Genomic DNA, 24,812 nt, shown 5'->3' with positions numbered 1-24,812 from the left:
CCTCGATCTCCTCATCCTGCCATCCGATGCCGCAGAATGAGCCGCTCCCCGAAGCTCCAGGCCGTCGTCACGGCGAGATAGAGGGCCGCCGCGAGCGGCACGAAGGCGGCGAACAAAACGGTGAGATACGGCAGATAGCTCAGGATGCGCGTGAGCGATTCCGCTCCCGGCACGGTCGGGGCGACCGGCGTCGCGGGAACTGCTGGCTGAGCCAGCGGAGGAAGCGGAGCCAGGAAACGCCGTGACAACGTGGCGACGATCGCGATCGACGCCAGGATCGCGCCGAAGACGGCGACATCAGCCCACACGATGCCGGCGCCAGAGAAGGACAGCAGACTCCTGCCGAGAGGAACACCGAAGACGGTCTGCTCGAGCAGGCCGTTCGCGTGACCGTTCACGTGCAGTTGGGTGAAGAGGCCGTAGACGATCGACACGATCGGCAGCTGGATGAGCATCGGCAGGAACCCCGCGAACGGCGATGTCTTCTCTGCCGCGTAGAGATCCATGAGCTCACGCTGCATGCGTTCGGGATTCTTCGCGTGCTTCTGTCGGAGGCGCGCTATCGCCGGGGCGAGTCGCCGGCGGGCGACCTCGGCCCGCGCCTGCGAGACTCCGACAGGGATGAGCGCACTCCGAACGAGCAGCGTGATGACGACGATGGCGGCACCGGCGGCGGCCACCGGAAAAACGGGTTCGAGCAGAAGTGCGAGGTGGACGACGACGGCGTAGGCGGCATCGAGGACTGCGGCGACAGGGCCGAGGGTGTACGGATTCATGGCAGAGATATCCCAACGTCATGGGCGAAAGATGGATGACGTGTGGTCGCGAACCGCGCGCTCGATGGCGCTCGCGCAGATCAGCTCTGGGCTAGGCCGCGACCGGGAGGATGCGTGCCGGCGCTCTCGTGCGCGGACGGCCCGCGGCATTCGGATCGCTCTGCACGACCAAGACGCGCAGCGCCGCTCTCTCGAAACTCGTCTGCCCGACGGGCGACGTGGTCGCATTCGCGATCAGGCTCGCCAGGTAGTGCGCGCACAGGGCCACGGCAAGGGCGCTGAGCGCCACCACGCCCACCACGGCGACCGTGTCGACGGCGCCCGTGCTGAACGTCAGCGCCAGGGCCAACCCGAGGAGATGGTTGATCATCTCGAGCGTGGCGGCCATGGTGTCCTGTCGTATCGGGGGTTCCCACGCTACCCCCAGCCGCCGTCCAGTGCGAGGAGTAGCGTGGCGAATATGGAATTCAGGTACCTCGGCAAGTCCGGGCTCAAAGTCTCGGAAATCACATACGGCAACTGGCTGACCCACGGATCGCAGGTCGAGAACGACATCGCGGCGCAGTGCGTCGAAGCCGCGCTGACCGCCGGCATCACGACCTTCGACACCGCAGACGCCTACGCGAACACGGCGGCGGAGAAGGTTCTCGGCAAGGCTCTGAAGCATCAGCGCCGCGAATCGCTCGAGATCTTCACGAAGGTGTACTGGCCCACCGGCCCGAAGGGCCCCAACGACGTGGGCCTCTCGCGCAAGCACATCATGGAGTCGATCGACGGATCGCTGCGTCGGTTGAAGACCGACTACGTCGATCTCTACCAGGCTCACCGCTACGACGTCGAGACGCCCCTGGAAGAGACGATGCAGGCGTTCGCCGACATCGTGCGCCAGGGCAAGGCCCTCTACATCGGCGTGAGCGAATGGAACGCGGAGCAGATCCGAGCCGGCCACGCCCTGTCGAAAGAGCTCGGCTTCCAGCTGATCTCGAACCAGCCCCAGTATTCGATGCTGTGGCGCGTCATCGAAGACCAGGTCGTGCCGACATCGGCCGAGCTGGGTCTGTCGCAGATCGTCTGGTCTCCCGTCGCCCAGGGAGTGCTCACCGGCAAGTACAAGCCGGGGGCTGAGCTTCCGCCGGGAAGCCGCGCGACCGACGAGAAGGGCGGCGCAGACATGGTGAAGCGCTTCCTGAACGACGACGTGCTGACCCGGGTGCAGCTGCTTCAGCCCATCGCGCACGACCTCGGCCTCACCATGGCGCAGCTCGCCATCGCGTGGGTGCTGCAGAACCCCAACGTCGCCTCGGCCCTCATGGGAGCATCGCGACCCGAGCAGGTCGAGTCGAACGTGAAGGCCGCCGGGGTGACTCTCGACGAGGGCATCCTGGCGCGCATCGACGAGGCGCTGGGCTCTGTCGTCGTGCGCGACGCCAAGCACACGGTCTCGCCCGAGACACGTCCCGTCTGATCGGCGCTATCGGGGGGTGATGGCCGGCCCGTCGATGCCCAGCCGGGCGAGCCTGCGGCGTGCCGCAAGCTCGCTCGGCGGATCTTCCTCCAGGGTTCCCGCGATGACACGAAGGGTCAATCGCGTGAACGCCGCCACGGGCAGTCGGATGGGCCCGAGCGCCGGGGTGCGCAGCCGCAGCATGCCCCGATAGGGCTCGGGGATGGATGCGACGGCTCCCGCGAACAGGAGGGCGTAGCCCGGCATCAGAGAGCGGCCCAGCGGAGGTCTGCGGATGAACGACACGGCATCGGCCACACGTTCGTTGTAGACCAGCCGTCCCGCATCGAGGTACTCGCGCAACTGCGAAGAGAGTTCCGCCTCCGAGCGCGGCGGGTTCTGCACGCCCATCAGCTCGCCCGCCTTCGCCCACTCGCGCACGTAGGCATCAGGGCCACCCGGGATCGGCTTTCCGTAGAGTTTCGCCGTCGCGAGGAATGAATCCGTGAAGGCGAGGTGCACCCAGCTCAACAACTCGGGGTCGTTCGCCGAATAGGGGCGCTCCGCACCGTGCGCATCGAGGTAGCTGCCGACGACCCGTTCGTGCATCTTCAGCACCCAGTTCGATGTACCGATCGCCGTCCGGGTGTCTCCGTAACTCACCGTGAAGATCCACCGGATCGTTCCGGCCAGTCGTCCGAGCGGATCCTCCTTGTAGCGGGAGTGATCGTGCACGCCGGCCATCGCACCCGGGTGCAGCGCCTGGATCAGTAGCGCTCGGATCCCCGCGACGATCGTCGACATTCCGCCGTGCACGCTCCACGTAGCAGAGCCCGGCGCGAAGAAGCCTCCGTCGTCACCCTCGTCGAGGCGCACCGACCACTCCGGCGGCTCGTTGCTGGAGCCGCTCAGGACGAGGCGGATACGATCGCGCAGGGCGGCGGGAACGAGTTTCACGGTGTTTCCTCTCAGCGAGCGAGACGCTCGATGGCGAGCCCGAAAAGGCCGGGTAACGTGCGGGCCGCCGGCACGATGAGGGGCCGCAGGGGCGACTGCGCTGCGGCGAGCAACGCCGAGGTGATCACGCGGAAGTCGCGGCTGACCCGCGCCCATTCGCGGTCGTACACAGCCGCCGACCGGCTATCGGCGGCACCGATCGCCTCGACGGCCGCCCTGGCGTGGGCGAGGCCCACCCGGATGCCCTCGCCGGTGAGCGCGTCGACATAGCCCGAGGCGTCGCCCAGCAACAGCACCCGGCCGACACTCCTGGCCGAGCTGCGCTGCCGCAGCGGGCCGGCACCGCGGAGCGCCTCCACGGCGTCTGCCCGTCCGAGCCGAGCGCGTAGCTCCGGCATGCGGGCCAGCACGTCGTCGAAATCCGTGCGCGGCGGGCCGAGAACGGCGACGCCGATGAGGCCTCCGGCCAGCGGAGTGATGTACGCCTCCGCATCCGCGACCCAGTGCACCTCGACGAGGTCTGTCCACGGCTCGACCGCATAGTGCTTGCGCAGACCGAAGCGGCGGCGGTCGACTCGCGGGCTCGGCGAACGCTCGAGCCCCGTCACGCGCCGCACGGTCGAGTGCAGCCCGTCGCACGCGAGCAACCACGACGCGCGCACGTCGCCGACCGTCACGCCGTCGGCACGCTGCACCACGTCGGTGACCCGGCCATCCACCCGCGTCACGCCCAGCTCGTCGGCACGGGCCGCGAGCGCGTCGTGCAGAGCCGTGCGGCGCACGCCGAGGCCGGATGCTCCGGCGAAGCGGTGCTCGGCCGACCTGGTCGCATCCGTGTAGCGGAAGCCCGCAATCGGAACGCCCGGTGGATGCACCCCCAGACGAGCCAGGGCGGCGACCGCTCCGGGCATAAGACCCTCGCCGCAGGCCTTGTCGATCGGAAAGCTCCGCGGTTCGATGACGGCCACGGAGTACCCGGCCAGACGCGACTCGATGGCGGCGGCGAGTCCGATGGGGCCCGCTCCCACGATGGCGACGTCGACGTCGACCGGTGTCATCTCGGGGCGACCGGCTCTTCGCCGAGCGCCGCCTCGAGGGCACGTTCCTCGACCGGAATGCGGAATCCGAACAGGAGCACGGCGTTGAGCACGGTGAACGCGAGGGCGGTCACCCAGTTGCTGTGCACCAGAGGGAGGGCGATGCCCTCCGCGATGACGACGATGTAGTTGGGGTGGCGGAGCCACCGATACGGTCCCCGCAGCACGAGAGGCAGACCGGGCACCACGATGACACGCGTGTTCCAGCGCCGACCCAGCGAGCCGATGCACCACCAGCGCAGAGCCTGACTCGCCAGTGCAATGACGAGCATGGGCCAGCCCAGCCACGGGATGAACGGCCTGTCGGCGAGGAGGGTCTCGACGAGGCACGCCAGCAGGAGGCCCGTGTGCAGAGCCACCATGGGCCCGAAGTGCCGTCTGCCGAACTCCATGCCGCCGCGAGCGAAAGCCCAGGCCGCGTTGCGCGTCGAGACGACAAGCTCGACGATGCGCTCGCCCCCGGTCAGCAGGATGAGAATCACGTAGAGCAGCACCGACAGGGTCACTTCGAATCTCCAGACCATCTCATCAGAACGAGTTCGGCCGAGACGCCCGGCCCGAGCGCGAAGAGGGCGCACAGTTCGCCGGCCGCCGGTGTGTGATCGCGGATGCTGTCGGCCAGCACATGCAGGACCGATGCCGACGACAGATTGCCGACGCGGGCCAGCGAATCCCAGCTGGCGTCGAGGGCATCGGCCGGAAGCTGGAGCGCGTCGCTGAACGCCTCGAGCACCCTCGGTCCGCCGGGATGCGCGATCCAGCGCCCGATTCTGTCGACGGCGGTGTCGTGGTCGGAGAGGAACAGCGTCATGTCGCGACCGAAGTGCTCGTCGATCACGTCGGCGACCCCGGCCGTCAAGACGATGCGGAACCCCGTCTCGCCGGGGTTGAACCCGAGCACGTCTCGAGTGTTGGGGTAGAGGGCGCTGCGCACGCCCACGACATCGAATCCCTCGTCTGTGCGTGCGGCCGCGCGCTCGGCGCCGACCATCACGACGGCCGCCGCTCCGTCGCCGAAGAGTCCCGACGCCACGAGGTTCGCCATCGAGTCGTCGTCGCGCTGCACGGTGAGCGAACACAGCTCGACCGCGATCAAAACGGCCACGCCGTGGGGGTGACCGACGAGATAGTCGTCGAGCCTGGCGATGCCCGCCGCTCCAGCAACGCAACCGAGGCCGAACATCGGCACGCGCTTCACATCCGGTCTGAGCCCGATCCGCGGAACCAGGAGGGCATCGATGGAGGGCGCGGACACGCCGGTGACCGAGGTGAACAAGACGAAGTCGACTTCGTCGGCGGCGATCCCGGACTGCGCCAGGGCATCGGCGAGAGCCTCCTCGGCGAGATCGGTCGCGGCCTCGATGAAGATGTCGTTCGTGGTCGTGAAGCTCTGCTCTTCGAGGTACCGCTCGATCGGCAGCACCAGGTGACGGCGCTCGACCCGGCTCGATTCGTGCAGACGCCGCAGCACAGCCTGCTTCGACCGGTCACCCGTGATCATCGGGGCTATCGCCTCGGTGATGTCCTTCTGGGCATACGAGTTCGAAGGAAGAGCGGCAGATACCCCGACGATTCGCGACACGCTCGCACGGTAGCACGATGCATGCGTCTCGCTCGACGCCCATGAGACAGCCCTTCGACTGCGTCATAATGACCTCACGACGACGCGAAGGGCAACGAATGACCATCGAGACCGACCGGCCATGGGTTTCCCAGTACGCAGACGGCGTACCCTCCACGATCGAGCTCCCGACGGGGTCTCTCGTCGACATGCTCGACGCTTCCATCAGTGCGTTCCGCTCCAACGTCGCGCTCGACTTCTTCGGTTCGACCACGACCTATGCCGAGCTCGGAATGCTTGTGGCGCGAGCGGCCGAAGGGCTGCGCCGCGCGGGCGTCAGCCACGGCGACAGGGTCGCCCTGGTTTTGCCGAACTGCCCGCAGCACGTCATCGCCTTCTACGCCGTGCTGCGGCTGGGTGCGGTCGTCGTGGAGCACAACCCGCTCTACACGGACCGTGAGATGCGCCATCAGTTCGAAGACCACGGCGCCAAGGTCGCCATCGTGTGGGACAAGGTGGGTGACCGCATCCACGCGATGCCCGCCGACGTTGCGTTCGACACGGTCATCGCGGTCGATGTGACGCGCGCCATGCCGCTCTCCAAGAGACTCGCCCTGCGCCTGCCGGTGCCGAAGGCCCGCGAGGCGCGTAAGGCGCTCACCGCAGACTCGAAGCGCAGCACGCCGTGGGAGAAGCTCCTCAATCACCGGCCGATCCGACGCTCCGTGCCACGGCCTTCGGTCGACGACCTCGCCGTGATCCAGTACACCAGCGGCACGACCGGAACGCCGAAGGGCGCGAAGCTCACCCACCTCAATCTGCATGCGAATGCCCTGCAGGGGCGAGCGTGGGTTCCCGGGATGGTGGCGGGCAAGGAGGTCATCTACGCCGTCCTGCCCATGTTCCACGCATATGGGCTCACGCTCTGCCTCACCTTCGCGATGAACAGCGGTGCCCGGCTCGTGTTGCTGCCGAAGTTCGACGTCGACCTCGTCCTCGACGCGGCCAAGTCGCATCCGCCCACGTTCCTACCCGCCGTGCCGCCCATCTACGAGCGGCTCGCCCTGGGTGCCGAGAAGCGCAAGGTCGATCTCACGGGCATCCGGTTCGCCATCTCGGGTGCCATGAATCTGCCGGTCTCCACCGTCGAACTCTGGGAGAAGGCCACGGGCGGCTACCTGGTCGAGGGCTACGGACTCACCGAGACCTCCCCCGTCGCACTGGGCAATCCCATCGGCCCGAGCCGTCGGCCCGGCACCGTCGGTGTGCCCTTTCCCAGCACGGAGATCCGCGTGGTCGATCCGGACGACACCTCCGTCGATCGGGCGCCGGGCGAAGAGGGCGAACTGCTGATCCGTGGCCCGCAGGTGTTCCAGGGGTACTGGCAGAAGTCCGATGAGACCGACGCCGTGCTGCTCGACGGCGGCTGGTTCCGGACGGGAGACATCTGCACGCAGGATGCCGATGGCTTCGTCACGATCGTCGACCGCATCAAGGAGCTCATCATCACGGGCGGCTTCAACGTCGCGCCCTCAGAGGTCGAAGACGCGCTCCGACAGCACCCCGGAGTCGCCGATGTGGCCGTGGTCGGCATGCCCAGCGGCGGCGGCGGAGAAGACGTCGTGGCGGCGGTGGTGCTGTCTTCCAAGGCCGACTTCGACGAGAAGAAGTTCCGCGACTGGTGCCGCGATCAGCTCACCGCGTACAAGGTGCCGAAGAGGATCGTGGTCATCGACGAGCTTCCGAAGTCGCTGATCGGCAAGGTGCTGCGCCGGGCGGTCAGGGAGCAGCTGCTGGCCGACCGCGGCTGAGCCGAGAGTTGGAGCCCTAGGAGGCTTCGGGCAGGGCTGAGGCCGGAAACACGGGCGCGGACAGCAGAGCGACCTTCACGGATCCACCCTTGGTGACCTGCTCGCCCAGCTGCACGAAGCCGAGCCGATCGTGGAATGCCAGAGATCCGGGGTTCGGCGGATCGAGGTTGACCTCGCACGTGACCTCCGCGAGTCCGGCCAGCTCCGCCTCGGCGAAGACACGCTCGTACAGGATCTGTCCGAGACCTCGGCCGCGCATGCCCTGGTGCACGACGATGCGGTCGACGTACAGAAAGTCACCGCCGCGCTCTTCGAACCAGCGGTAGTTCTCGCTGTCGTAGTCGTTGCCCGCCGTCAGCGTGATGACGAGACCGAGCGGGTCGCGCGGGGAGGCATCATCGACGACGATGACGGCCGAATGCGCCATCGACACGAGATCGAGCAGTTCCGCCTCGTCGAGCAGATTGACCGCGGGTATCGCCCCGTTGTTCATCGCCAGAAGCGAAGTCAGATCGGTGGCGTCGATGTCTCTGGTCGTCAAGGTCACCCCGAGAGCCTATCCGCACCGGCTCGGCGGAATGCGCACCGCCATGATGGACTTATACCCAGGACTATGACGAGCACTGCCGACAGGAGCCCCATCGTGACCATCGACTGGCTGACACTGCAGAACACCGCCCACGCCGAGTTCACCGCTCGCCTGAACGCGGTGACCGATTGGAACGCGCCTACGCCCGACACAGACTGGAACACCCGTCAGCTCGTGACCCACGTCATCGAAGAGCAGCAGTGGGTGCCGCTGCTGCTCGAGGGCCGCAGCCTGCGTCAGGCGCGATCGCTCAAGCGGCCGCTGTCGAGCGATCTCGCGGCAGAGTGGGCTCAGTACTCGAAGGCTGCCACCGACGCGTGGCGATCGGCTGCACCGGATGCTCAGGTGCAGCTCTCGTACGACACCGTGACGGTCACCGAATACCTGCGCGAGCAGGTCTCCGACGTCACGATCCACACCTGGGACCTCGCGCGGGCGACCCGGACCGCGGAGGTCATCGACGAACGGCTGATCGCGGCTGTCTACACGGTCTTCGAACCGCAGAAAGAGACGCTCGAAGCCTCGGGTCTGTTCAGCTCGCCGATTCCCGTTCCCGAGCACGCGCCGCTGCAGTCGAAACTGCTCGCTCTGACCGGCCGCGACGACAGGCTTCCGCTCTCCGCGTAGCGACGAATGAGGGCACCGTCAGGAATGCGCAATAACCTTTTGGTCTAGGCGGCCCACCCGAGACACCGCCTCGCCCCCGAGGAGCTTCATGTCGACCGCACCCCCGCTATCCATCCCCGATCAGCACGGCAGACGCGTGATCATCACCGGCGCCAACAGCGGGCTCGGCCTCGAGGCGGCACGCCGCCTCTCTGCCGCCGGCGCCCACGTCGTGATGGCCGCCCGAACGGCGGAGAAGAACGCCGGGGCCGCCGACACCATCCGCAAGACGGTTCCCGACGCATCCCTGCAGCTCGAGAGCCTCGATCTCGCATCTCTGGCCAGTGTGAGGGCGTTCGCCGATCGCATGAATGCCGAGAAGACGCCCACCGACATCCTGATCAACAACGCAGGCGTTATGGCGGTGCCCACGAGGCACACCACCGAAGACGGCTTCGAGCTGCAGTTCGGCACGAACCACCTCGGGCACTTCGCTCTCACGGCGCAGCTGCTTCCCTCGCTGACAGCCGCCGAAGCGCCCCGGGTCGTCACCCTGTCGAGCGTGATGCACTGGATCGGTCGCATCCGCTTCGGCGACCTCAACGCCGAGAAGAAGTACAACGCGTGGCTCGCCTACGGCCAGTCGAAACTGGCCAACCTCCTCTTCGCCCACGAGTTGCAGCGCCGAAGCGACGCCGCCGGATGGGGGCTGCTGAGCGCTGCTGCGCATCCTGGTTCGAGCCGCACGAATCTGCAGAACGCGGGCCCGCAGTTGGGCCGCGACAAGCCGGCCAGCGCTCTCGTCGAGCGATTCATGCAATCGCCCGGCTTCTCTCAGGACGCCGAGCAGGGCACAGAACCCGAACTGTTCGCCGCGACCTGGGCGAGCGTGTCCGGCGGCGACTACGTCGGGCCCACGGGCGCATTCGGCCTGACGGGTCCTCCCGGGCGCGCCAAGCAGAGCCGACGGGCCCTCGATCAGAGGGTGGCCATGCGGCTCTGGGCGGCGTCAGAAGACCTGACCGGCATCGACTTCTAGCCGATGTTCAGCCCGGACTACTCCGGAAGCGCGGTCGCCCGCTCGAGCACCAGCTCACGCACGCGCGCGGCGTCTGCCTGGCCCTTCATCGCCTTCATCACGGCTCCGATCACGGCGCCGGCGGCCTGCACCTTGCCGTCGCGGATCTTGGCCAGCACATCGGGCTGGCTCTGCAGAGCCTCGTCGATGGCGGCGATCAGCGCGCCGTCGTCTGACACGACGGCCAGGCCGCGCGCATCCACGACCTGCTGAGGTGTGCCCTCGCCCGCGATGACACCCTCGAGAACCTGCCGCGCGAGGCGATCGGTGAGCGTGCCGGCGTCGACGAGTGCGACGAGCTGAGCGACCTGGAGCGGCGTGACGAGGGTGGTGGCGTCGACGCCCTGGGCGTTGGCCGTCCGGGCGATCTCCCCGGTCCACCACTTGCGGGCGGACGCGGGAGAGGCGCCGGCGGCGACGGTGTCGATGACCTCGTTGACCAGGCCGGAGTTCGTCAGGTCCTGGAACTCCAGATCGGTGAAGTTCCACTCGGTCTTGAGCCGGCGACGACGGATCGCGGGAGCCTCGGGAAGGGCGGCACGCAGTTTCTCGATGAGTTCGGGCGAGGGCACGACGGGAAGCAGATCGGGCTCCGGGAAGTACCGGTAGTCGTCGGCGTCGGACTTGGGGCGGCCTGCGGAGGTCTGGCCCGTGTCCTCGTGCCAGTGCCGGGTCTCCTGCGTGATCGTTCCGCCGTCGTCGAGGATGGCGGCCTGGCGCTGGATCTCGTAGCGGATGGCGCGCTCGACGCTGCGCAGCGAGTTGACGTTCTTCGTCTCGGTGCGTGTTCCGAGCGGCGCGGGCGGCTCGCCCTCGGGCGTGCGCCGGCGCAGCGAGATGTTGGCGTCGCAGCGCAGGTTTCCGCGCTCCATGCGGGCCTCTGAGATGCCCAGGCCCACGACGATGTCGCGAATCGTGGACACGTACGCCTTGGCCAATTCAGGGGCATCGGCTTCGGCACCATAGATGATGTCGGTCACGATCTCGACGAGAGGCACACCGGCGCGGTTGTAGTCGACGAGCGAATACTCGGCGCCCTGGATGCGGCCGGTCGCGCCGCCCACATGGGTGAGCTTTCCGGCGTCTTCCTCCATGTGCGCCCGTTCGATCGGCACCGTGAAGAGTCGGCCATTGGGGAGCTCGACCTCGACGGAACCCGCGAAGGCGATGGGCTCATCGCTCTGCGAGATCTGGTAGTTCTTCGCCAGGTCGGGATAGAAGTAGTTCTTACGGGCGAAGCGGCTCGTCGGCGCGATGGAGCAGCCGAGGGCCAGGCCCAGGCTGATGGCGTAACGCACGGCCTGGCCGTTGACGACGGGAAGCGACCCTGGCAGCCCCAGATCGACGGGCGTGATGTTGGTGTTGGGCTCTCCGCCGAAGTAGTTGGGCGCGTCGGAGAACATCTTGGTCTTGGTGCTGAGCTCGATGTGCACCTCGAAGCCGAGCACCGGCTCGAACAGTTCGAGAGCGCGGTCGTAGTCCATCAATTTCGCCATCAGACGGCTCCCTCATCGGTCGCGTTCATTTCACTAAAAGAGAGGTCGGGAGCCTGGCTCAGGAGCGTGTGGCCCCATTTCTGCTCGAGCAGGGCTTCGAGCGCCGCCGCGACGCCATAGAGTCGGGCGTCTTCGCGCGCTGGCGCCAAGAACTGGATGCCGACGGGCAGGCCGTCTTCGGCGGCCAGTCCTGCGGGAACCGAGATTCCGGGGATGCCGGCGAGGTTGGCCGGGATCGTCGCGATGTCGTTGAGGTACATCGACAACGGATCGCCGGTCTTCTCGCCGAGCTTGAACGCCGTGGTCGGAGCCGTCGGCGACACCAGCACGTCGGCGTTGGCGAACGCAGCTGCGAAGTCGCGCTGCACGAGCGTGCGCACCTTCTGGGCACTGCCGTAGTAGGCGTCGTAGTAGCCGGCGGAGAGAGCGTAGGTGCCGAGGATGATGCGGCGCTTCGTCTCTGCCCCGAAGCCCTGTTCGCGGGTGGCGCTCATCACGTCTTCGACGGTTCCGCCGCCCTTCGGGTTGACCCTCAGGCCGAAGCGCACGGAGTCGAACTTGGCGAGGTTGCTGGAGGCCTCGGCGGGCATGATCAGGTAGTACGCGGCGATGGCGTGTTCGACGCTCGGAAGCTCGACCTCGGTGATGATCGCGCCGGCCCCCTCGAGAAGGGCCAGGGCTTCGCGGAAGCGTTCCATGACGCCCGGCTGGAAGCCGTCGCCCTGGAGCTCTTTGATGACGCCGATACGGAGACCCGCAACGTCGGCATTGCGCACGGCCTCGGCGAACGAGGGCCAGACGTCGGTGAGCGACGTGGAGTCGCGCGGGTCGTGGCCGCCGATCACGTCGTGCAGCAGGGCCGAGTCGAGGACGGTGCGCGAGACCGGGCCGATCTGGTCGAGGCTGGAAGCGAGGGCGATGGCGCCGTAGCGGCTGACTCCGCCGTACGTGGGCTTGAGGCCCACGGTTCCCGTGACGTGGGCGGGCTGGCGGATGGATCCGCCGGTGTCGCTGCCGAGCGCGAAGGGAGCTTCGAAGGCGGCGACAGCCGCGGCAGAGCCACCACCGGAGCCTCCGGGGATACGCTCCAGATCCCACGGGTTGTGCGTCGGGCCGTAGGCGGAGTGCTCGGTCGACGAGCCCATGGCGAACTCGTCCATGTTCGTCTTGCCCAGCGAGACGAGGCCGGCGGCCCGCAGCTTGGTCATGACCGTGGCGTCGTAGGGCGGAACCCAGCCCTCGAGGATCTTCGATCCGCTGGTGGTGGGCATGCCCTTGGTGACGATGACGTCTTTGATGGCGATCGGCACACCGGCAAGGGGGTGCAGCTGCTCACCGGCCGCACGGCGACGGTCGATATCGGCCGCCTCGGCGAGGGCGCTGTCGGATGCGACGTGCAGGAACGCGTGCACCGCGCCTTCGACCGCGGCGATGCGGTCGAGGTGGGCCTGCGTGGCCTCCACAGAGCTCACCTCTTTCGAGGCGAGCTTGGCTGCGAGGGCGTCGGCGGTGAGCCTGGTCAGATCGGATGTCATTACTGCTCCTCCCCCAGAATCGCTGTGACGCGGAACCGGGAACCGTCGTGATCGGGTGCGCCCGCCAGCGCCTCTTCGGCGGTGAGGGTCTGCCCCACAACGTCGTCGCGGAAGACGTTCTGCAGCGGGATCGGGTGGCTCGTCGCGGGCACGTCGGGCGTCGCCACCTCGGTGACCGTGGCCACGTGGTCCATGATCGACCCGAGTTCGCTGGTGAGCGACACGATCTCTTCGGGCGTCAATGCGATACGGGCGAGGTTGGCGAGGTGGGTGACCTGCTCCTGCGTGATTTCGGACATGCTGCTCCGTGTCTTCATTCGGGGGGAGTTCGGACGAACCCACCGATTCTACCGGAGGCCCGTTCCTGAGCTTGTCGAAGGGAACGACAGGGTCAGGGAGCGACGTCGTCGGGCGCGCTCTCCGCCTCGGGAGCCGGGCCGAGCGCATCCGGGCCCTGCGTGACGAGGATCGCGAACTGTTCGGCGTCGATGATGCGCAGGCCCAGCGCCTCGGCCTTCGTGAGCTTGGAACCCGCACCGGGGCCCGCCGCCACGAAGTCGGTCTTCTTGCTCACGCTCGACGCGGCCTTGCCGCCCGCCTCCATGATCGCTTCGAGGGCGCCTTCTCGGCTGAATCCTTCGAGCGACCCGGTGGCGACCACGGTGATGCCCGAGAGCACACCGCCCTCGACGACAGCGGCTCCCGGCCCCGGATGCCCCGGGGTCGCGAACTGCACGCCGGCCGCGGCCCAGGCCTCGACGATGTCGACGTGCCAGTCGACCGCGAACCAGTCGATCAGGGCGTCGGCGATGATCGGCCCGACGCCGTCGACCGCGGCGAGTTCATCGCGGCTCGCAGCGCGGATCGCGTCGAGCGACCCGAAGTAGTCGGCGAGAGCGCGCGCGGCGACGGGACCCACGTGGCGGATCGACAACGACACCAGGATGCGCCACAACGGCTTCGTCTTGGCTTTATCGATCTCGGAGAGGAGCTTCACCGCGTTGGTCGAGGGCACCGAGAACTCGTCGCCCGCGAACTCGGCAGCCTCGGGGTCGAAGGCCCCATCGCGCTTCTGGCGCTTGCGCTGGAACGGCATGACCCGCTTGGGTTCGCCGCCGTCGGTGAGCTTGATCATGCCGGTCTCGTTGTCGCGCACGACGACGGTGATCGGGAAGATGTCTCGCATGCGCAGGGCAAAGAGCCCCGCCTCGGTCTCGAGCGGAGGTTCGGCAGGTTCGAGCGGCTGAGTGAGTGCCGCGGCCGACACCTCGCCCAGCACCTCGATATCGAGTCCGCCGCGAGATCCGACGTGCTCGACGCGACCGCGAACCTGCGCGGGGCAGCTTCGGGCATTCGGGCAGCGCAGGTCTTTGTCGCCCTCTTTCGCCGGAGCCAGTCGGGTGCCGCACTCGGGACAGTTCTCGGGCATCACGAAGGCGCGTTCGTCGCCGGTGCGGAGTTCGACGACGGGGCCGAGCACCTCGGGAATGACGTCGCCTGCCTTGCGCAGAACCACGATGTCGCCGATGAGCACACCCTTGGCCTTGACGACGTCTTGGTTGTGCAGGGTGGCCTGGCGCACTTCCGACCCGGCGACCTCGACCTTCTCCATAACGGCGAAAGGGGTGGCCCTGCCCGTGCGTCCGACGCTCACGACGATGTCGAGCAGTCGAGTGTTGACCTCTTCGGGCGGGTATTTGTAGGCGGTGGCCCAGCGCGGCGCGCGGCTCGTGGCGCCGAGCTCGTCGTGCAGGGCCAGGTTGTCGACCTTGATGACGATTCCGTCGATCTGGTGCTCGACACTGGCGCGATGGATGCCGTTGTAGCGAACGAACTCGACCACGTCGTCGACCGCGTCGAAGACCTTGAAGTGGGTGGAGATGGGAAGGCCCCACTCGGCGAGCAGGCCGTACACCTCGCTCTGGGCGGCGACCGGAGGGTTCGGCCACGCTCCGATGCCGTGCACGAGCATGCGCAGTCGAGACAGACGGTTCTCGACCAACGCCAGCTGCTTGGCGTTCTTGCCCTCGGTCTTCTGCCGCAGCGACCCGGCCGCCGCGTTGCGGGGATTCGCGAACACGCGCTCCCCCGCCGCTTCCTGGGCGGCGTTGAGTTCGTCGAAGGATGCGACGGGAAAGAAGATCTCACCCCGCACCTCGACGAGCGGCGGGTGCCCCGTTCCCGCGAGTCGCGGCGGGATCTGCTTGATCTGCAGCACGTTGTCGGTGACATCCTCGCCGACGACCCCATCGCCACGAGTCGCGGCGGTGACGAGCACTCCGTTCTCGTAGCGCAGGTTGATGGCCAGGCCGTCGATCTTGAGCTCCGAGAGGTAGCGCACCGCACTGCGGCCCGCGTCGCGTTCGATCTTCGACGCCCACTCGCGCAGTTCTTCTTCGCTGAAGACGTTGTCGAGGCTGAGCATGCGCTCGGCGTGCGTGACGGGGGTGAACATGGTGGTCTCGGCGCGTCCGCCGACCGTCTGGGTGGGGCTGTCTGCGCTCAGGAGCTCGGGATGAGCGCGCTCGAGTGCATCGAGTCGGCGCACGAGCGCGTCGTACTCGGCGTCGGAGACGGTCGACGCGTTCTTCTCGTAGTACTGATCGCGCAACTCGAGGATGCGCGTCGTGAGCTGCTGCGCCTCGACCTTGGCTTCGGCGAAATCCGGCGTGATCTCGTCGGGCAGGATCTCGGACATCAGGCCACGGCCGGGGTGGGATCGGACGCGACCGCGACGGCGCTCACCGTGCGATCGATCGTGCACTGACCGAGAACGCGCGTGCCGATGTAGACGACCGCCGTCTGACCGGGGGCGACGCCGTTGAGTGGCGAGTGCGGCGTGATCACGAGCTCGTGATCAGATGCCGGTCGCTGGCCCTCGACCGGCACGGGAACGTCGAGGGGGCGTACGACCGCGGTGGCAGCGACAGGATCTGCGTGCGCTCGGATCTGAACCTCGCACTCGAAGGCGACCTCAGGATGCTCGGGAGCCAGGCCCGCCCAGGTGAAGCGTGCACCGGCGATCTCCGAGATGTCGAGCGCCTCTTTCGGGCCGACGACCACCTGGTTGCTGATGGGACGCACCTCGAGAACGAAGCGCGGCTTGCCGTCGGGCGCCGGCATGCCGAGGTGCAGTCCTCGGCGCTGGCCGACCGTGAACGAGTGAGCTCCGTCGTGGCTGCCCACGACGCTGCCGTCGCGTTCGATGACCTGCCCTGTCTCGGCGCCGACGCGCTCGGCGAGCCAGCCCTTCGTGTCGCCGTCGGGGATGAAGCAGATGTCGTGGCTGTCTGGCTTCTTCGCCACGGAGAAACCGCGCTCGGCAGCCTCGGCGCGAACCTCGGCCTTGGACGGCGTGGCGCCCAGGGGGAACATGCTGTGCGCGAGCTGCTCGCTGGTGAGGACGCCCAGAACGTAGCTCTGGTCTTTGGCCCACGTCGCCGCACGGTGCAACTCGCGATTGCCGTCGGCGTCGGTGACGATGTTCGCGTAGTGACCGGTGGCCACCGCGTCGAAGCCGAGATCGACCGCCTTCTCGAGCAGAGCCGCGAACTTGATGCGCTCGTTGCAGCGCATGCACGGGTTAGGAGTGCGCCCCGCCGTGTATTCGGCCACGAAGTCGTCGACCACGTCGGCCTTGAACCGCTCGGAGAAATCCCACACGTAGTACGGGATGCCGATCTTGTTCGCCACCCGCTGCGCGTCCATCGAGTCTTCGATGGTGCAGCAGCCGCGCGCCCCCGTGCGGAGAGTGCCGGGCATTCGGGACAGGGCGAGATGCACCCCGACCACGTCGTGCCCGGCCTCGACCGCGCGCGCCGCGGCAACCGCGGAGTCGACTCCGCCACTCATCGCTGCTAAAACCTTCACGGAACGAGCTTACGTGAGGGGTACGACGGCGGGGCCGGGGTGGTGCTTACTCGCCAGGTGTCGTAGCAGCAGCGTCTGCCTCGGCCTGGGCCTTCATCGCGGCCTCGACGTCGAGCGCCTTGAGCTGAGCGACGAGGTCTGCGAGTGCGGGCGCGGGAAGCGATCCCGCCTGGCGGAACACGGGCACGCCGTTCTTGAACGCCATGAGCGTGGGGATGGACGTGATCTGGGCGGCCGCCGCGAGCTGCTGCTGGTCTTCGGTGTCGATCTTGCCGTAGACCACATCGGTGTTGTCTTCGCTGGACTTCTCGAACACCGGGGCGAACTGCTTACAGGGCCCGCACCAGTCGGCCCAGAAGTCGAGCAGAACGATCTCGTTCTCGGTGATGGTCTTGTCGAGGGATTCGGCGGTGACGGTAACGGTAGGCAAAACGGGCCTCCTCGTGAAGCGTTTCGGTTGATGGTCGTGCGGTTCGCGAAACGCTACCCGCACGACCCGTACAACGAAACGGGGTTGCGCTTCATTCCCCGGCCCGCCCGTGGGCGGGCCGGGGACGGTGCGCTACGCGCCGATGCCCACGACCTCGGGCTGCTCGTTCGAGCCGGGGGCGCTCGGCTCGACGGCCGCGGCGACGCGCGCTCCGAGCGTCGCGTCGACGTTCGTCCAGTACTGGTACACGCGCTGGCGGAGCCCGGCGTCGGTCACCTTCGAGACGTGACCCGCGATGTTCGCGACGAGCCGATCGCGCGCCGCGTCATCCAGAACCTCGCGCACCAGGGTGCCGGCCTGGCCGAAGTCGTCGTCGTCGGCATGCAGCGCGGCAGCGGCACGCACGAGTTCGCCGTCGCTCTCCCAGCCCGCGTCGTTGCCGTGACGAGCCGGGTCGGCGTGCGGGCCTCCGTGCGAGTTCGGCGCGTAGACGGGGGTCTCTTCCGAGTTGAAGCCGTGACGCATCGCTCCGTCTTTCGAGTAGGAGTTGACCGGCGAGACAGCGGCGTTCACGGGCAGCTGAGCGTGGTTCGTTCCCACGCGGTAGCGGTGCGCGTCTGCGTAGCTGAAGATGCGGGCGAGCAGCATCTTGTCGGGGCTTGCCGCGATTCCGGGAACGAAGTTCGAGGGCGCGAAGGTGGCCTGCTCGATCTGAGCGAAGTAGTTCTCCGGGTTGCGCGTCAGGGTCATCGTTCCGACCTCGTGCAGTGGGTAGTCGGCGTGCGGCCAGACCTTGGTGAGGTCGAACGGGTTGAACCGGTAGTTCGCCGCGTCGTCGTAGGGCATGATCTGCACCGAGAGGGTCCAGCTCGGGTAGTCGCCGCGCTTGATGGCCTCGGACAGGTCGCGGATGTGGAAGTCGGCGTCTTCGCCGGCGATGCGGTCTGCGTCGGTCTGGCTCAGGATCTCGATGCCCTGGTGGGTCTTGAAGTGGTACTTCACCCAGAAGCGCTCGCCTGCTGCGTTGATCCACTGGTAGGTGTGCGAACCGAAGCCGTCCATGTGGCGCCACGAGGCCGGCAGGCCACGATCTCCCATGAGCCAGGTCACCTGGTGTGCGGTCTCGGGCGAGAGCGTCCAGAAGTCCCACTGCATGTCGTGGTCGCGCAGGTGCGTGCCGGGCAGACGCTTCTGCGAGTGGATGAAGTCGGGGAACTTGATGCCGTCGCGGATGAAGAAGACGGGCGTGTTGTTGCCGACCAGGTCGTAGTTGCCCTCGTCGGTGTAGAACTTGAGCGCGAAGCCGCGCGGGTCGCGCCAGGTGTCGGGGCTGCCCTGCTCGCCTGCGACCGTGGAGAAGCGAGCGAGCACGTCGACGGAGGCGCCCGGCTGGAAGAGGCTGGCCCGGGTGTAGGCCGAGACATCGTGGGTGGTCACGAAGGTGCCGAACGCGCCGCCGCCCTTGGCGTGCACAATGCGCTCGGGGACCTTCTCGCGGTTGAACTGGGCGAGCTTCTCGACCAGGTAGTGGTCGTGCAGAGTGATGGGGCCGTCGGTGCCGACGGTCTGCGAGTGCTCGTCACTCGCGACGGGGGCACCGGAGTTGGTGGTGGTGAAAGCATCGGTGGACATGGTTCTCCTTTGTAGAGGATCGGTCGACAGGACGAGAATACGGTCTGGCGCTGTTAGGCAGTCTGGCAATTCGGACAGAGACCCCAGAAGTTCACCTCGGCGCTCTGAACCTGAAAGCCCGACGCCGCCGACGGCACGAGGCACGGGCTGTGCCCGACGGTGCAGTCGACGTCTTCCACCGCTCCGCACGCGGAACAGACGATGTGATGATGGTTGTCATCGACACGTCGCTCGTAGAGCGCGGGCGAGTGAGCGGGCTCGATGCGCCGGAGGAGTCCGGCCTGAGAAAAGGCTGCCAGAACTCCGTGCACGGCCTGCACGCTCGTACCGGGCAGCGTCCTCCGAATCGATTGGAAGATGCGTTCGGCGTCGATGTGCGGATCGCGTTCGACGACCGAGAGCACCGCGATACGGGGTTCGGTCACCTTGAGGCCGACCGAGCGGATGCTGTCGGCCAGCGCCGTCGCGTCCGTCACGTCTGTCGTCATGTCTCCACCCTAACGGTATTTTGAATGACTCAAAACATGAGGAGTGGTGCAACAAGCCCCGCCCGATGCATCGCGGTATCGACCTGAGTATTCGCCCAGTCTGCTGCGGCAGACTGGAGGGCGATGTCTCTCCTGTACGAGACGCCCCGCGCGTCATCTTCTGCGAAGCGTCGACCCTCCCCCGGTCGTCGTGCGCTGAACGCCGTCGTCGTGGCCGCATCCCTCGTACTCGCCGCCGTCATCGCGCTGCACAATCTCGTGCCCGATGTGGGCGGTCTCGGCCTGGTGATCGACTCGGCCGCTCCCTGGCTCGGGCTCGGAATCCCGGTTCTGTTCATCCTTGCCGCCTTCGCTCGCCGCGGGCGTCCTTGGGTCGCCGCCTTCGTGCCTCTCGTGGCCTGGGCGTTCATGTTCGGGGCTTCCATCGTTCCGCTCGAGTGGACCGCTCCTCCCGCGAGCGCGAGCACGCTCACCGTCGCGAGTCAGAATGTCGAGGCGAGTTCGGGCACGGGGGCCGCGTCGGCCGCCGACCTCGTCGCGACGGGCGCCCAGGTGGTCGCCATCCAGGAGATCGACGACGCGTCGCGCGACGAGATCTCGTCTGTTCTCGACGCCGCCTACGAGTACTCCTATCAGGTGGGCACCGTCGGCCTCTGGAGCAGCTACCCCATTCTGAACGCGCAGCCGTGGGACCTCGGCCTCGGATGGCAGCGTGCGCTCGCCGCCGATCTCGAGACACCCGAGGGCCTCGTGAGCATCTACGTGATCCACGCGGCGTCTGCCCGCCTAGGCGATCACGGTGACAGAGACGAGATGCTGAAGAACCTCGCCGACGTCCTTCCCAACGACGAGAACGATCGTGTCATCGCTGTCGGCGACTTCAATGCGGCGTCCACCGACAGGGCGTTCAAGCCGATCCTGTCGCAGCTGTCGGAGCCGAATCAGAGCGACGGCCTCTTCGGCTTCACCTGGCCGGCATCTCCCTTCGCGGTGACGAGGCTCGACCACTTCCTTCAGCGCGGCCTCGACGTCACGAGCAACACCGTCATCCCGGCCGGAGGCAGCGACCACCTGGCCATCGTGGCCACCGTCAACCTCTAGCGGGCGTGCCCGAGCGGCACCACACGGTCGCTGAGCCCCGCCTTGGACGCCTGCGTGAATGCGACCGGCAGCGCGGCGACGAACGCATCGACGTCGGCTTCGGTCGTTCCGTGCCCGAGCGTGATGCGCAGCGCACCGCGCGCGTCGGCCTCGCTCAGTCCCATGGCCGTGAGCACGTGCGACGCCTCGGGCACGCCCGCCTGACAGGCAGAGCCCGTCGAGACGGAGAGTCCTGCTACGTCGAGCAGGAAGAGGAGCGAGTCGCCTTCGCAACCGGGAAAAGTGAAGTGCGCGTTGCCGGGGAGCCGACCCGCGGCATCCGGGTCACCCTGCAGGACGGCCTCGGGCACGGCCAGCCGCACGGCCTCGATGAGCCGGTCGCGCAGCGTGCGGAGCTCGGCCGCGTGGACGGCGACCTCGGCGGAGGCGCGGCGCGCGGCGACGCCGAACGAGACGGCACCCGCGACGTCCTGCGTTCCGCTTCGGCCCCGCTGCTGACTGCCGCCGTGGAAGAGGGGTACGACCTCGGCCGAGCGCGACAGCAGAAGCGCCCCCACCCCCACCGGTCCCCCGATCTTGTGCGCCGAGATACTCATCGCCGCAGCACCCGAGGCGTGGAAGTCGAGGGGCAGATAGCCGAAGGCGGAGATCGCGTCGACGTGTGTCGGGATGCCGAATTCCGCCGCGACCGCTGCCAGCTCGGCCACGGGCTGGATGGTGCCGACCTCGTTGTTCGCCCAGAGAATCGAGACGAGGGCGACGGATTCGGGCGCGCGCTCGATCGCCTCGCGAAGGGTCTGCGGGTGAAGGCGGCCCAGCGAGTCGATCGGCAGCCACTCGAGTTCGGCCCCGTCGTGGGCCGCCAGCCACTCGACGGCGTCGATGGTCGCGTGGTGCTCGCCTCCGGGAACGAGGATGCGACGGCGCGGCCTGTCCTCCTGCCTCTTCCAGAACAGACCCTTGATTCCCAGATTGACGGCCTCCGTGCCGCCCGAGGTGAACACGACCTCGACGGGCTCCGCCGAAACGCTCTCGGCGACGTTCTCACGCGCTTCTTCGAGCATCCGCTTGGCCTGCTGCCCCTGGCTGTGAATCGACGCGGGGTTGCCGACGACGCCGAGTGCCTCGATGTACGCGTCTCGCGCATCGGGGAGCATCGGCGTAGTGGCCGCATGGTCGAGGTAGACGGGCACGACGACCCTTTCCGTGATCTGTTCGAAACGTATGAATCACTACTCTAAGACGCATGACTGCCGCTGATCCCCTCGCCAACATGGGCGTTCGCCTCACCGCCCACGGAGGCGAGATCCGCGTCTGGTCGGAGCATGCCGAGAAGGTCGAGCTCTGCCTGTTCGACGACAAGGACGCCAACTGGATCTACAAGACCGTCGACCTCGCGCGCGACCGGCACGGCGTCTGGTTCGGCCGCACCCGTGAACTGGTCCCCGGCCGCCGCTACAACCTGCGTGTCTCGGGGCCTCAGGGACCGACGCACCGCTTCGATCCCTCGCGGCTCCTGCTCGACCCCTATGGCAAGGGCATCCAGCGGCTGAGCTCGGGGTCACAACGCTCCGTCGTCGTCGATCAGTCGTTCGACTGGGCCGGCGTCGCCAAGCCCAACACGCCGCTCGATCACACGGTCATCTACGAAGCGCACGTGAAGGGACTCTCTGAACTCAACCCGCGCATCCCCGAGGAGCTGCGCGGAACGTACGCCGGCCTCGCGCACGAGACGACCATCGGATATCTGAAGAATCTCGGCGTGACGGCCGTGCAGCTGCTCCCCGTGCAGTCGTTCGTGTCGGAGCAACGACTCATCAAGCAGGGGTTGCGCAACTACTGGGGATACAACACGCTCGGGTTCTTCAGCCCCCACGCGCTGTACGCGTCGAAGGCCGCCCAGGCTCAGGGACCGAGCGCGAACCTGCGCGAGTTCAAGGGAATGGTCAAGCTCTTGCACGAGGCCGGCATCGAGGTACTGCTGGATGTCGTCTACAACCACACGGCCGAAGAAGGCCCCGAGGGCCCGACCACGAGCTTCCGCGGCATCGACAATGCCGGCTACTACCGCCAGACCGTCGGAGGCACCTACATCGACGTCACGGGATGCGGCAACAGCATCAACACCGCCACCCCGGCGGTCTCGCGCATGATTCTCGACTCCCTGCGCTTCTGGGCGAACGAGGTGCAGATCGACGGCTTCCGGTTCGATCTCGCCGCCACCCTGGGGCGCAACGCCGACCACTACTACGACCCGCAGCATCCGCTTCTCACCCAGATCGTCTCAGACCCTCAGCTGCAGAACGTGAAGATGATCGCCGAGCCGTGGGACGTCGGCATGGGCGGATGGCAGACCGGCAATTTTCCCGACGGCTGGTCGGAGTGGAACGACCGCTACCGCGACCGGATGCGCAAGTTCTGGCTGCGGGACATCCGCTCGATGCGACAGCACGGAGACCCGGGCGACGGCGTGGGGATGCTCGCGACCCGCCTCGCCGGATCGTCAAACACTTTCGCGCAGCATCGCGGACCGCTGTCGTCGGTCAACTTCGTCACCGCGCACGACGGTTTCACCATGGCGGATCTGACCGCATACGACTCGAAGCACAACGTGGGCAACGGTGAATCGAACCGTGACGGAACCGACAACAACATGTCGTTCAACCACGGCGTCGAGGGCCCCACGTCGTCGCGGCCGATCGAGGCGTCGCGTCGCCAGGCGATGCGCAACCTCATGGGCACTCTGCTGCTGTCGGCGGGCGTTCCCCTCATCACGGCGGGAGATGAGTTCGGTCGCAGCCAGAAGGGCAACAACAATGCCTACTGCCACGACAGCGAGCTCACGTGGCTGAGCTGGGACAGACGGCGCTGGCAGAAAGACCACTGGAAGACGACGCAGCATCTGTTGAAGCTGAGGCGGGAGAACCCGGCGCTTCGGCCGGTCAGATTCGGCATCTTCGGCGAGACGACCCCGAGTGCCAGCCAGATGGACTGGTACGACGCGGCCGGCGCATCGATGTCGGTCTACGACTGGAACTCGGCCGAGAACCGCACGCTGCAGTACATGGCGGCATCGACGCCCGAACACGAGGAGTTCAACCGCATACTGCTCGTGATCCACGGCATCGAGGCGCCGGTCACGGTGACGCTGCCCGTGCACCTCGGCGTGGCGTCGTACACCGAGCTGTGGGACTCGGGCCACGACGCGCCGAACCCCGAGGAGGGGCCGACCTATGAGCCAGGCACCGTGATCGAGATGGCGCCCTCGTCACTGCGCCTGTTCCGGGCCAACTGACCTGCGGAACACGCATCCACCACTTCCCCGCCACGCCCCTCCCGTGCGCGGATGAGGAAGCATCGTCGACGCGCCGTGCACCTGACGAGTAGGTGCGGCGGGTCGCAGGAATTTCCTCATCGGCGAAAGGGCGGGAGGGGTGAAAGACCCGCGCGAACTGCTCGTTCTCGTCGCAGAACGATGATGATCGTCGAAAGAACCGTGTCCCAGTCGAACAAAACCATCGCATAGGTGAAATGCAGCACGCGGTAGCCGAGGGCATTCAAGAATGCGTCGCGCTTCCGGTCGGCAACAAATGCCTCGTGGCCTGAGTGGAACTCCGAGCCGTCAACCTCGACGACGATGACCCCGTCGATCACGAAATCGACCCGCAGCCCCTCGGATACGACAACCTGAACCTCGAAGGGTAGGCCCGCGGCGAGAAACCCCAACCGTGCAGCCGATTCGACTCCGCTCTCCGCTCGGCCGTCCACCAGATCGATGATCGAGCGGTGGACAGCAGGAACCGACCCACGCAACTCCCCCAAGTCGCGGTCTGACAGCACGCCGCGGTGCAATGCGGAGTCGAGCGTCGAGACGACGCTTCGATGGGACTGGCACGACACCAGATGCCGGAGATAGGCAACTCGCGAAAGCGCGTACCCTCCAGAGGTCGACCACGCCTGATCATCCCAATGGAGAACGACATCGCCACGTTCATCGTGTGCCCGATAACGCGTTGCGTCCGTCCTGTTTCGAAAGACTGAACCGTTGCCCCTCACACACACATGGAGTTTCTCCTCGTCGAGCACCCACAGCCCGTCGACTGCAGCGGCCGAGACGCAGGTGAGGACCCCGCCCACCCGCACGGCCTCGATTACGCGACGGTCGACATCCGGAAGGCAATACCAGCCGACTCGGGGCCGGATCAGCATGCCGAGCTGCACCATGCGGGCGATGGACATGCCAGAGACGCCACACCGCTCGAGATCTCGGCGCCGTGCAACACCGCCGTGGGTCAGAAGAAAACCGTATGCATCGCCGTTCATGCCGGCCAGCATTCCCTG

Annotated in this window: 23 protein-coding genes; 6 read left to right on the top strand and 17 right to left on the bottom strand. The window is 67.2% G+C overall.

Annotation, left to right across the window (positions count from 1 at the left end):
* Positions 1 to 11 precede the first annotated feature (11 nt).
* Both ASF79_RS05035 and ASF79_RS05030 read right to left on the bottom strand, forming a co-directional pair.
* The gene (locus ASF79_RS05035; protein WP_055852518.1) at positions 12 to 776 is read right to left on the bottom strand and encodes a YidC/Oxa1 family membrane protein insertase; all 765 of its coding nucleotides are present in this window, start codon (positions 774 to 776) and stop codon (positions 12 to 14) included.
* A 91-nt stretch (positions 777 to 867) separates the two neighbouring features.
* Complete coding sequence (locus tag ASF79_RS05030) at positions 868 to 1,164, bottom strand: DUF6412 domain-containing protein (protein WP_055852515.1); 297 nt, start codon at positions 1,162 to 1,164, stop codon at positions 868 to 870.
* A 72-nt stretch (positions 1,165 to 1,236) separates the two neighbouring features.
* Here ASF79_RS05030 and ASF79_RS05025 point away from each other — a divergent pair, with 72 nt between their 5' ends.
* Entirely contained in the window at positions 1,237 to 2,241 is a 1,005-nt protein-coding gene (locus tag ASF79_RS05025) for an aldo/keto reductase family protein (protein WP_055852512.1), read from the top strand.
* Between the two features lie 6 nt (positions 2,242 to 2,247).
* Here ASF79_RS05025 and ASF79_RS05020 read toward each other — a convergent pair whose 3' ends face one another.
* Genes ASF79_RS05020 through ASF79_RS05005 form a run of 4 tightly spaced genes read right to left on the bottom strand, consistent with a single transcriptional unit; the run spans position 2,248 to position 5,856 of the window.
* Positions 2,248 to 3,177, bottom strand: a complete 930-nt coding sequence (locus tag ASF79_RS05020) for an oxygenase MpaB family protein (protein ID WP_055852511.1) — start codon at positions 3,175 to 3,177, stop codon at positions 2,248 to 2,250.
* A gap of 11 nt (positions 3,178 to 3,188) precedes the next feature.
* A complete protein-coding gene (locus tag ASF79_RS05015; protein ID WP_055852508.1) occupies positions 3,189 to 4,235 on the bottom strand; it encodes an NAD(P)/FAD-dependent oxidoreductase in 1,047 nt (348 codons plus the stop codon).
* Positions 4,232 to 4,774 carry an isoprenylcysteine carboxyl methyltransferase family protein gene (locus tag ASF79_RS05010; protein ID WP_235500668.1) on the bottom strand — a complete coding sequence of 181 codons (543 nt, stop codon included), beginning with the start codon at positions 4,772 to 4,774 and terminating at the stop codon, positions 4,232 to 4,234. Before ASF79_RS05010 ends, ASF79_RS05015 begins: the two co-directional genes overlap by 4 nt.
* 2 nt (positions 4,775 to 4,776) lie before the next feature.
* A complete protein-coding gene (locus tag ASF79_RS05005) occupies positions 4,777 to 5,856 on the bottom strand; it encodes a type III polyketide synthase (RefSeq protein WP_055852502.1) in 1,080 nt (359 codons plus the stop codon).
* Positions 5,857 to 5,954: 98 nt separating this feature from the next.
* Between ASF79_RS05005 and ASF79_RS05000 the strand changes: the two genes are divergently transcribed.
* On the top strand, positions 5,955 to 7,646 hold the full coding sequence (locus tag ASF79_RS05000) for a long-chain-fatty-acid--CoA ligase (RefSeq protein ID WP_055852499.1): 1,692 nt from the start codon (positions 5,955 to 5,957) through the stop codon (positions 7,644 to 7,646).
* A gap of 16 nt (positions 7,647 to 7,662) precedes the next feature.
* Here the strand turns inward: ASF79_RS05000 and ASF79_RS04995 are convergent, their stop codons facing one another.
* Complete coding sequence (locus tag ASF79_RS04995; protein ID WP_055774683.1) at positions 7,663 to 8,193, bottom strand: GNAT family N-acetyltransferase; 531 nt, start codon at positions 8,191 to 8,193, stop codon at positions 7,663 to 7,665.
* A gap of 66 nt (positions 8,194 to 8,259) precedes the next feature.
* Between ASF79_RS04995 and ASF79_RS04990 the strand changes: the two genes are divergently transcribed.
* A complete protein-coding gene (locus tag ASF79_RS04990; protein WP_055774686.1) occupies positions 8,260 to 8,862 on the top strand; it encodes a TIGR03086 family metal-binding protein in 603 nt (200 codons plus the stop codon).
* An 88-nt stretch (positions 8,863 to 8,950) separates the two neighbouring features.
* Positions 8,951 to 9,880: an SDR family oxidoreductase gene (locus ASF79_RS04985; RefSeq protein ID WP_055774688.1), complete on the top strand. Its 930-nt coding sequence runs from the start codon at positions 8,951 to 8,953 to the stop codon at positions 9,878 to 9,880.
* A 17-nt stretch (positions 9,881 to 9,897) separates the two neighbouring features.
* On the opposite strand, the gene gatB is transcribed toward ASF79_RS04985, so the two are convergent.
* From gatB to ASF79_RS04945, 8 genes are all read right to left on the bottom strand, one after another.
* On the bottom strand, positions 9,898 to 11,415 hold the full coding sequence (gene gatB / locus ASF79_RS04980) for an Asp-tRNA(Asn)/Glu-tRNA(Gln) amidotransferase subunit GatB (RefSeq protein ID WP_055852497.1): 1,518 nt from the start codon (positions 11,413 to 11,415) through the stop codon (positions 9,898 to 9,900).
* Positions 11,415 to 12,950 carry an Asp-tRNA(Asn)/Glu-tRNA(Gln) amidotransferase subunit GatA gene (gatA, locus tag ASF79_RS04975; RefSeq protein ID WP_055774695.1) on the bottom strand — a complete coding sequence of 512 codons (1,536 nt, stop codon included), beginning with the start codon at positions 12,948 to 12,950 and terminating at the stop codon, positions 11,415 to 11,417. The genes gatB and gatA overlap by 1 nt, the downstream gene beginning before the upstream one ends.
* Complete coding sequence (gatC, locus tag ASF79_RS04970; protein ID WP_044442836.1) at positions 12,950 to 13,249, bottom strand: Asp-tRNA(Asn)/Glu-tRNA(Gln) amidotransferase subunit GatC; 300 nt, start codon at positions 13,247 to 13,249, stop codon at positions 12,950 to 12,952. Before gatC ends, gatA begins: the two co-directional genes overlap by 1 nt.
* A 92-nt stretch (positions 13,250 to 13,341) precedes the next feature.
* Positions 13,342 to 15,648, bottom strand: a complete 2,307-nt coding sequence (gene ligA / locus ASF79_RS04965; protein ID WP_055852494.1) for an NAD-dependent DNA ligase LigA — start codon at positions 15,646 to 15,648, stop codon at positions 13,342 to 13,344.
* On the bottom strand, positions 15,648 to 16,820 hold the full coding sequence (mnmA, locus tag ASF79_RS04960) for a tRNA 2-thiouridine(34) synthase MnmA (protein ID WP_200933526.1): 1,173 nt from the start codon (positions 16,818 to 16,820) through the stop codon (positions 15,648 to 15,650). Before mnmA ends, ligA begins: the two co-directional genes overlap by 1 nt.
* Positions 16,821 to 16,866: 46 nt before the next feature.
* Entirely contained in the window at positions 16,867 to 17,250 is a 384-nt protein-coding gene (gene trxA / locus ASF79_RS04955) for a thioredoxin (RefSeq protein ID WP_055774706.1), read from the bottom strand.
* Between the two features lie 132 nt (positions 17,251 to 17,382).
* Positions 17,383 to 18,882, bottom strand: coding sequence for a catalase (locus tag ASF79_RS04950; RefSeq protein ID WP_055774709.1), 1,500 nt, complete (start codon positions 18,880 to 18,882; stop codon positions 17,383 to 17,385).
* Positions 18,883 to 18,935: 53 nt separating this feature from the next.
* The gene (locus ASF79_RS04945; protein WP_055852489.1) at positions 18,936 to 19,370 is read right to left on the bottom strand and encodes a Fur family transcriptional regulator; all 435 of its coding nucleotides are present in this window, start codon (positions 19,368 to 19,370) and stop codon (positions 18,936 to 18,938) included.
* A gap of 123 nt (positions 19,371 to 19,493) precedes the next feature.
* Here ASF79_RS04945 and ASF79_RS04940 point away from each other — a divergent pair, with 123 nt between their 5' ends.
* Complete coding sequence (locus tag ASF79_RS04940; protein ID WP_055852485.1) at positions 19,494 to 20,471, top strand: endonuclease/exonuclease/phosphatase family protein; 978 nt, start codon at positions 19,494 to 19,496, stop codon at positions 20,469 to 20,471.
* On the opposite strand, the gene ASF79_RS04935 is transcribed toward ASF79_RS04940, so the two are convergent.
* Positions 20,468 to 21,664, bottom strand: a complete 1,197-nt coding sequence (locus tag ASF79_RS04935; RefSeq protein ID WP_082495678.1) for a cysteine desulfurase family protein — start codon at positions 21,662 to 21,664, stop codon at positions 20,468 to 20,470. The genes ASF79_RS04940 and ASF79_RS04935 overlap by 4 nt on opposite strands.
* 53 nt (positions 21,665 to 21,717) lie before the next feature.
* Here ASF79_RS04935 and glgX point away from each other — a divergent pair, with 53 nt between their 5' ends.
* On the top strand, positions 21,718 to 23,766 hold the full coding sequence (glgX, locus tag ASF79_RS04930) for a glycogen debranching protein GlgX (RefSeq protein WP_055852482.1): 2,049 nt from the start codon (positions 21,718 to 21,720) through the stop codon (positions 23,764 to 23,766).
* A 116-nt stretch (positions 23,767 to 23,882) separates the two neighbouring features.
* Here glgX and ASF79_RS04925 read toward each other — a convergent pair whose 3' ends face one another.
* The gene (locus ASF79_RS04925) at positions 23,883 to 24,794 is read right to left on the bottom strand and encodes a DUF559 domain-containing protein (RefSeq protein ID WP_162239065.1); all 912 of its coding nucleotides are present in this window, start codon (positions 24,792 to 24,794) and stop codon (positions 23,883 to 23,885) included.
* Positions 24,795 to 24,812: the final 18 nt, after the last annotated feature.

It is taken from the genome of Agreia sp. Leaf335 (assembly GCF_001423605.1).
Taxonomy (GTDB): Bacteria; Actinomycetota; Actinomycetes; order Actinomycetales; family Microbacteriaceae; genus Agreia.
This window is presented reverse-complemented; position numbering and strand designations above follow the sequence as displayed.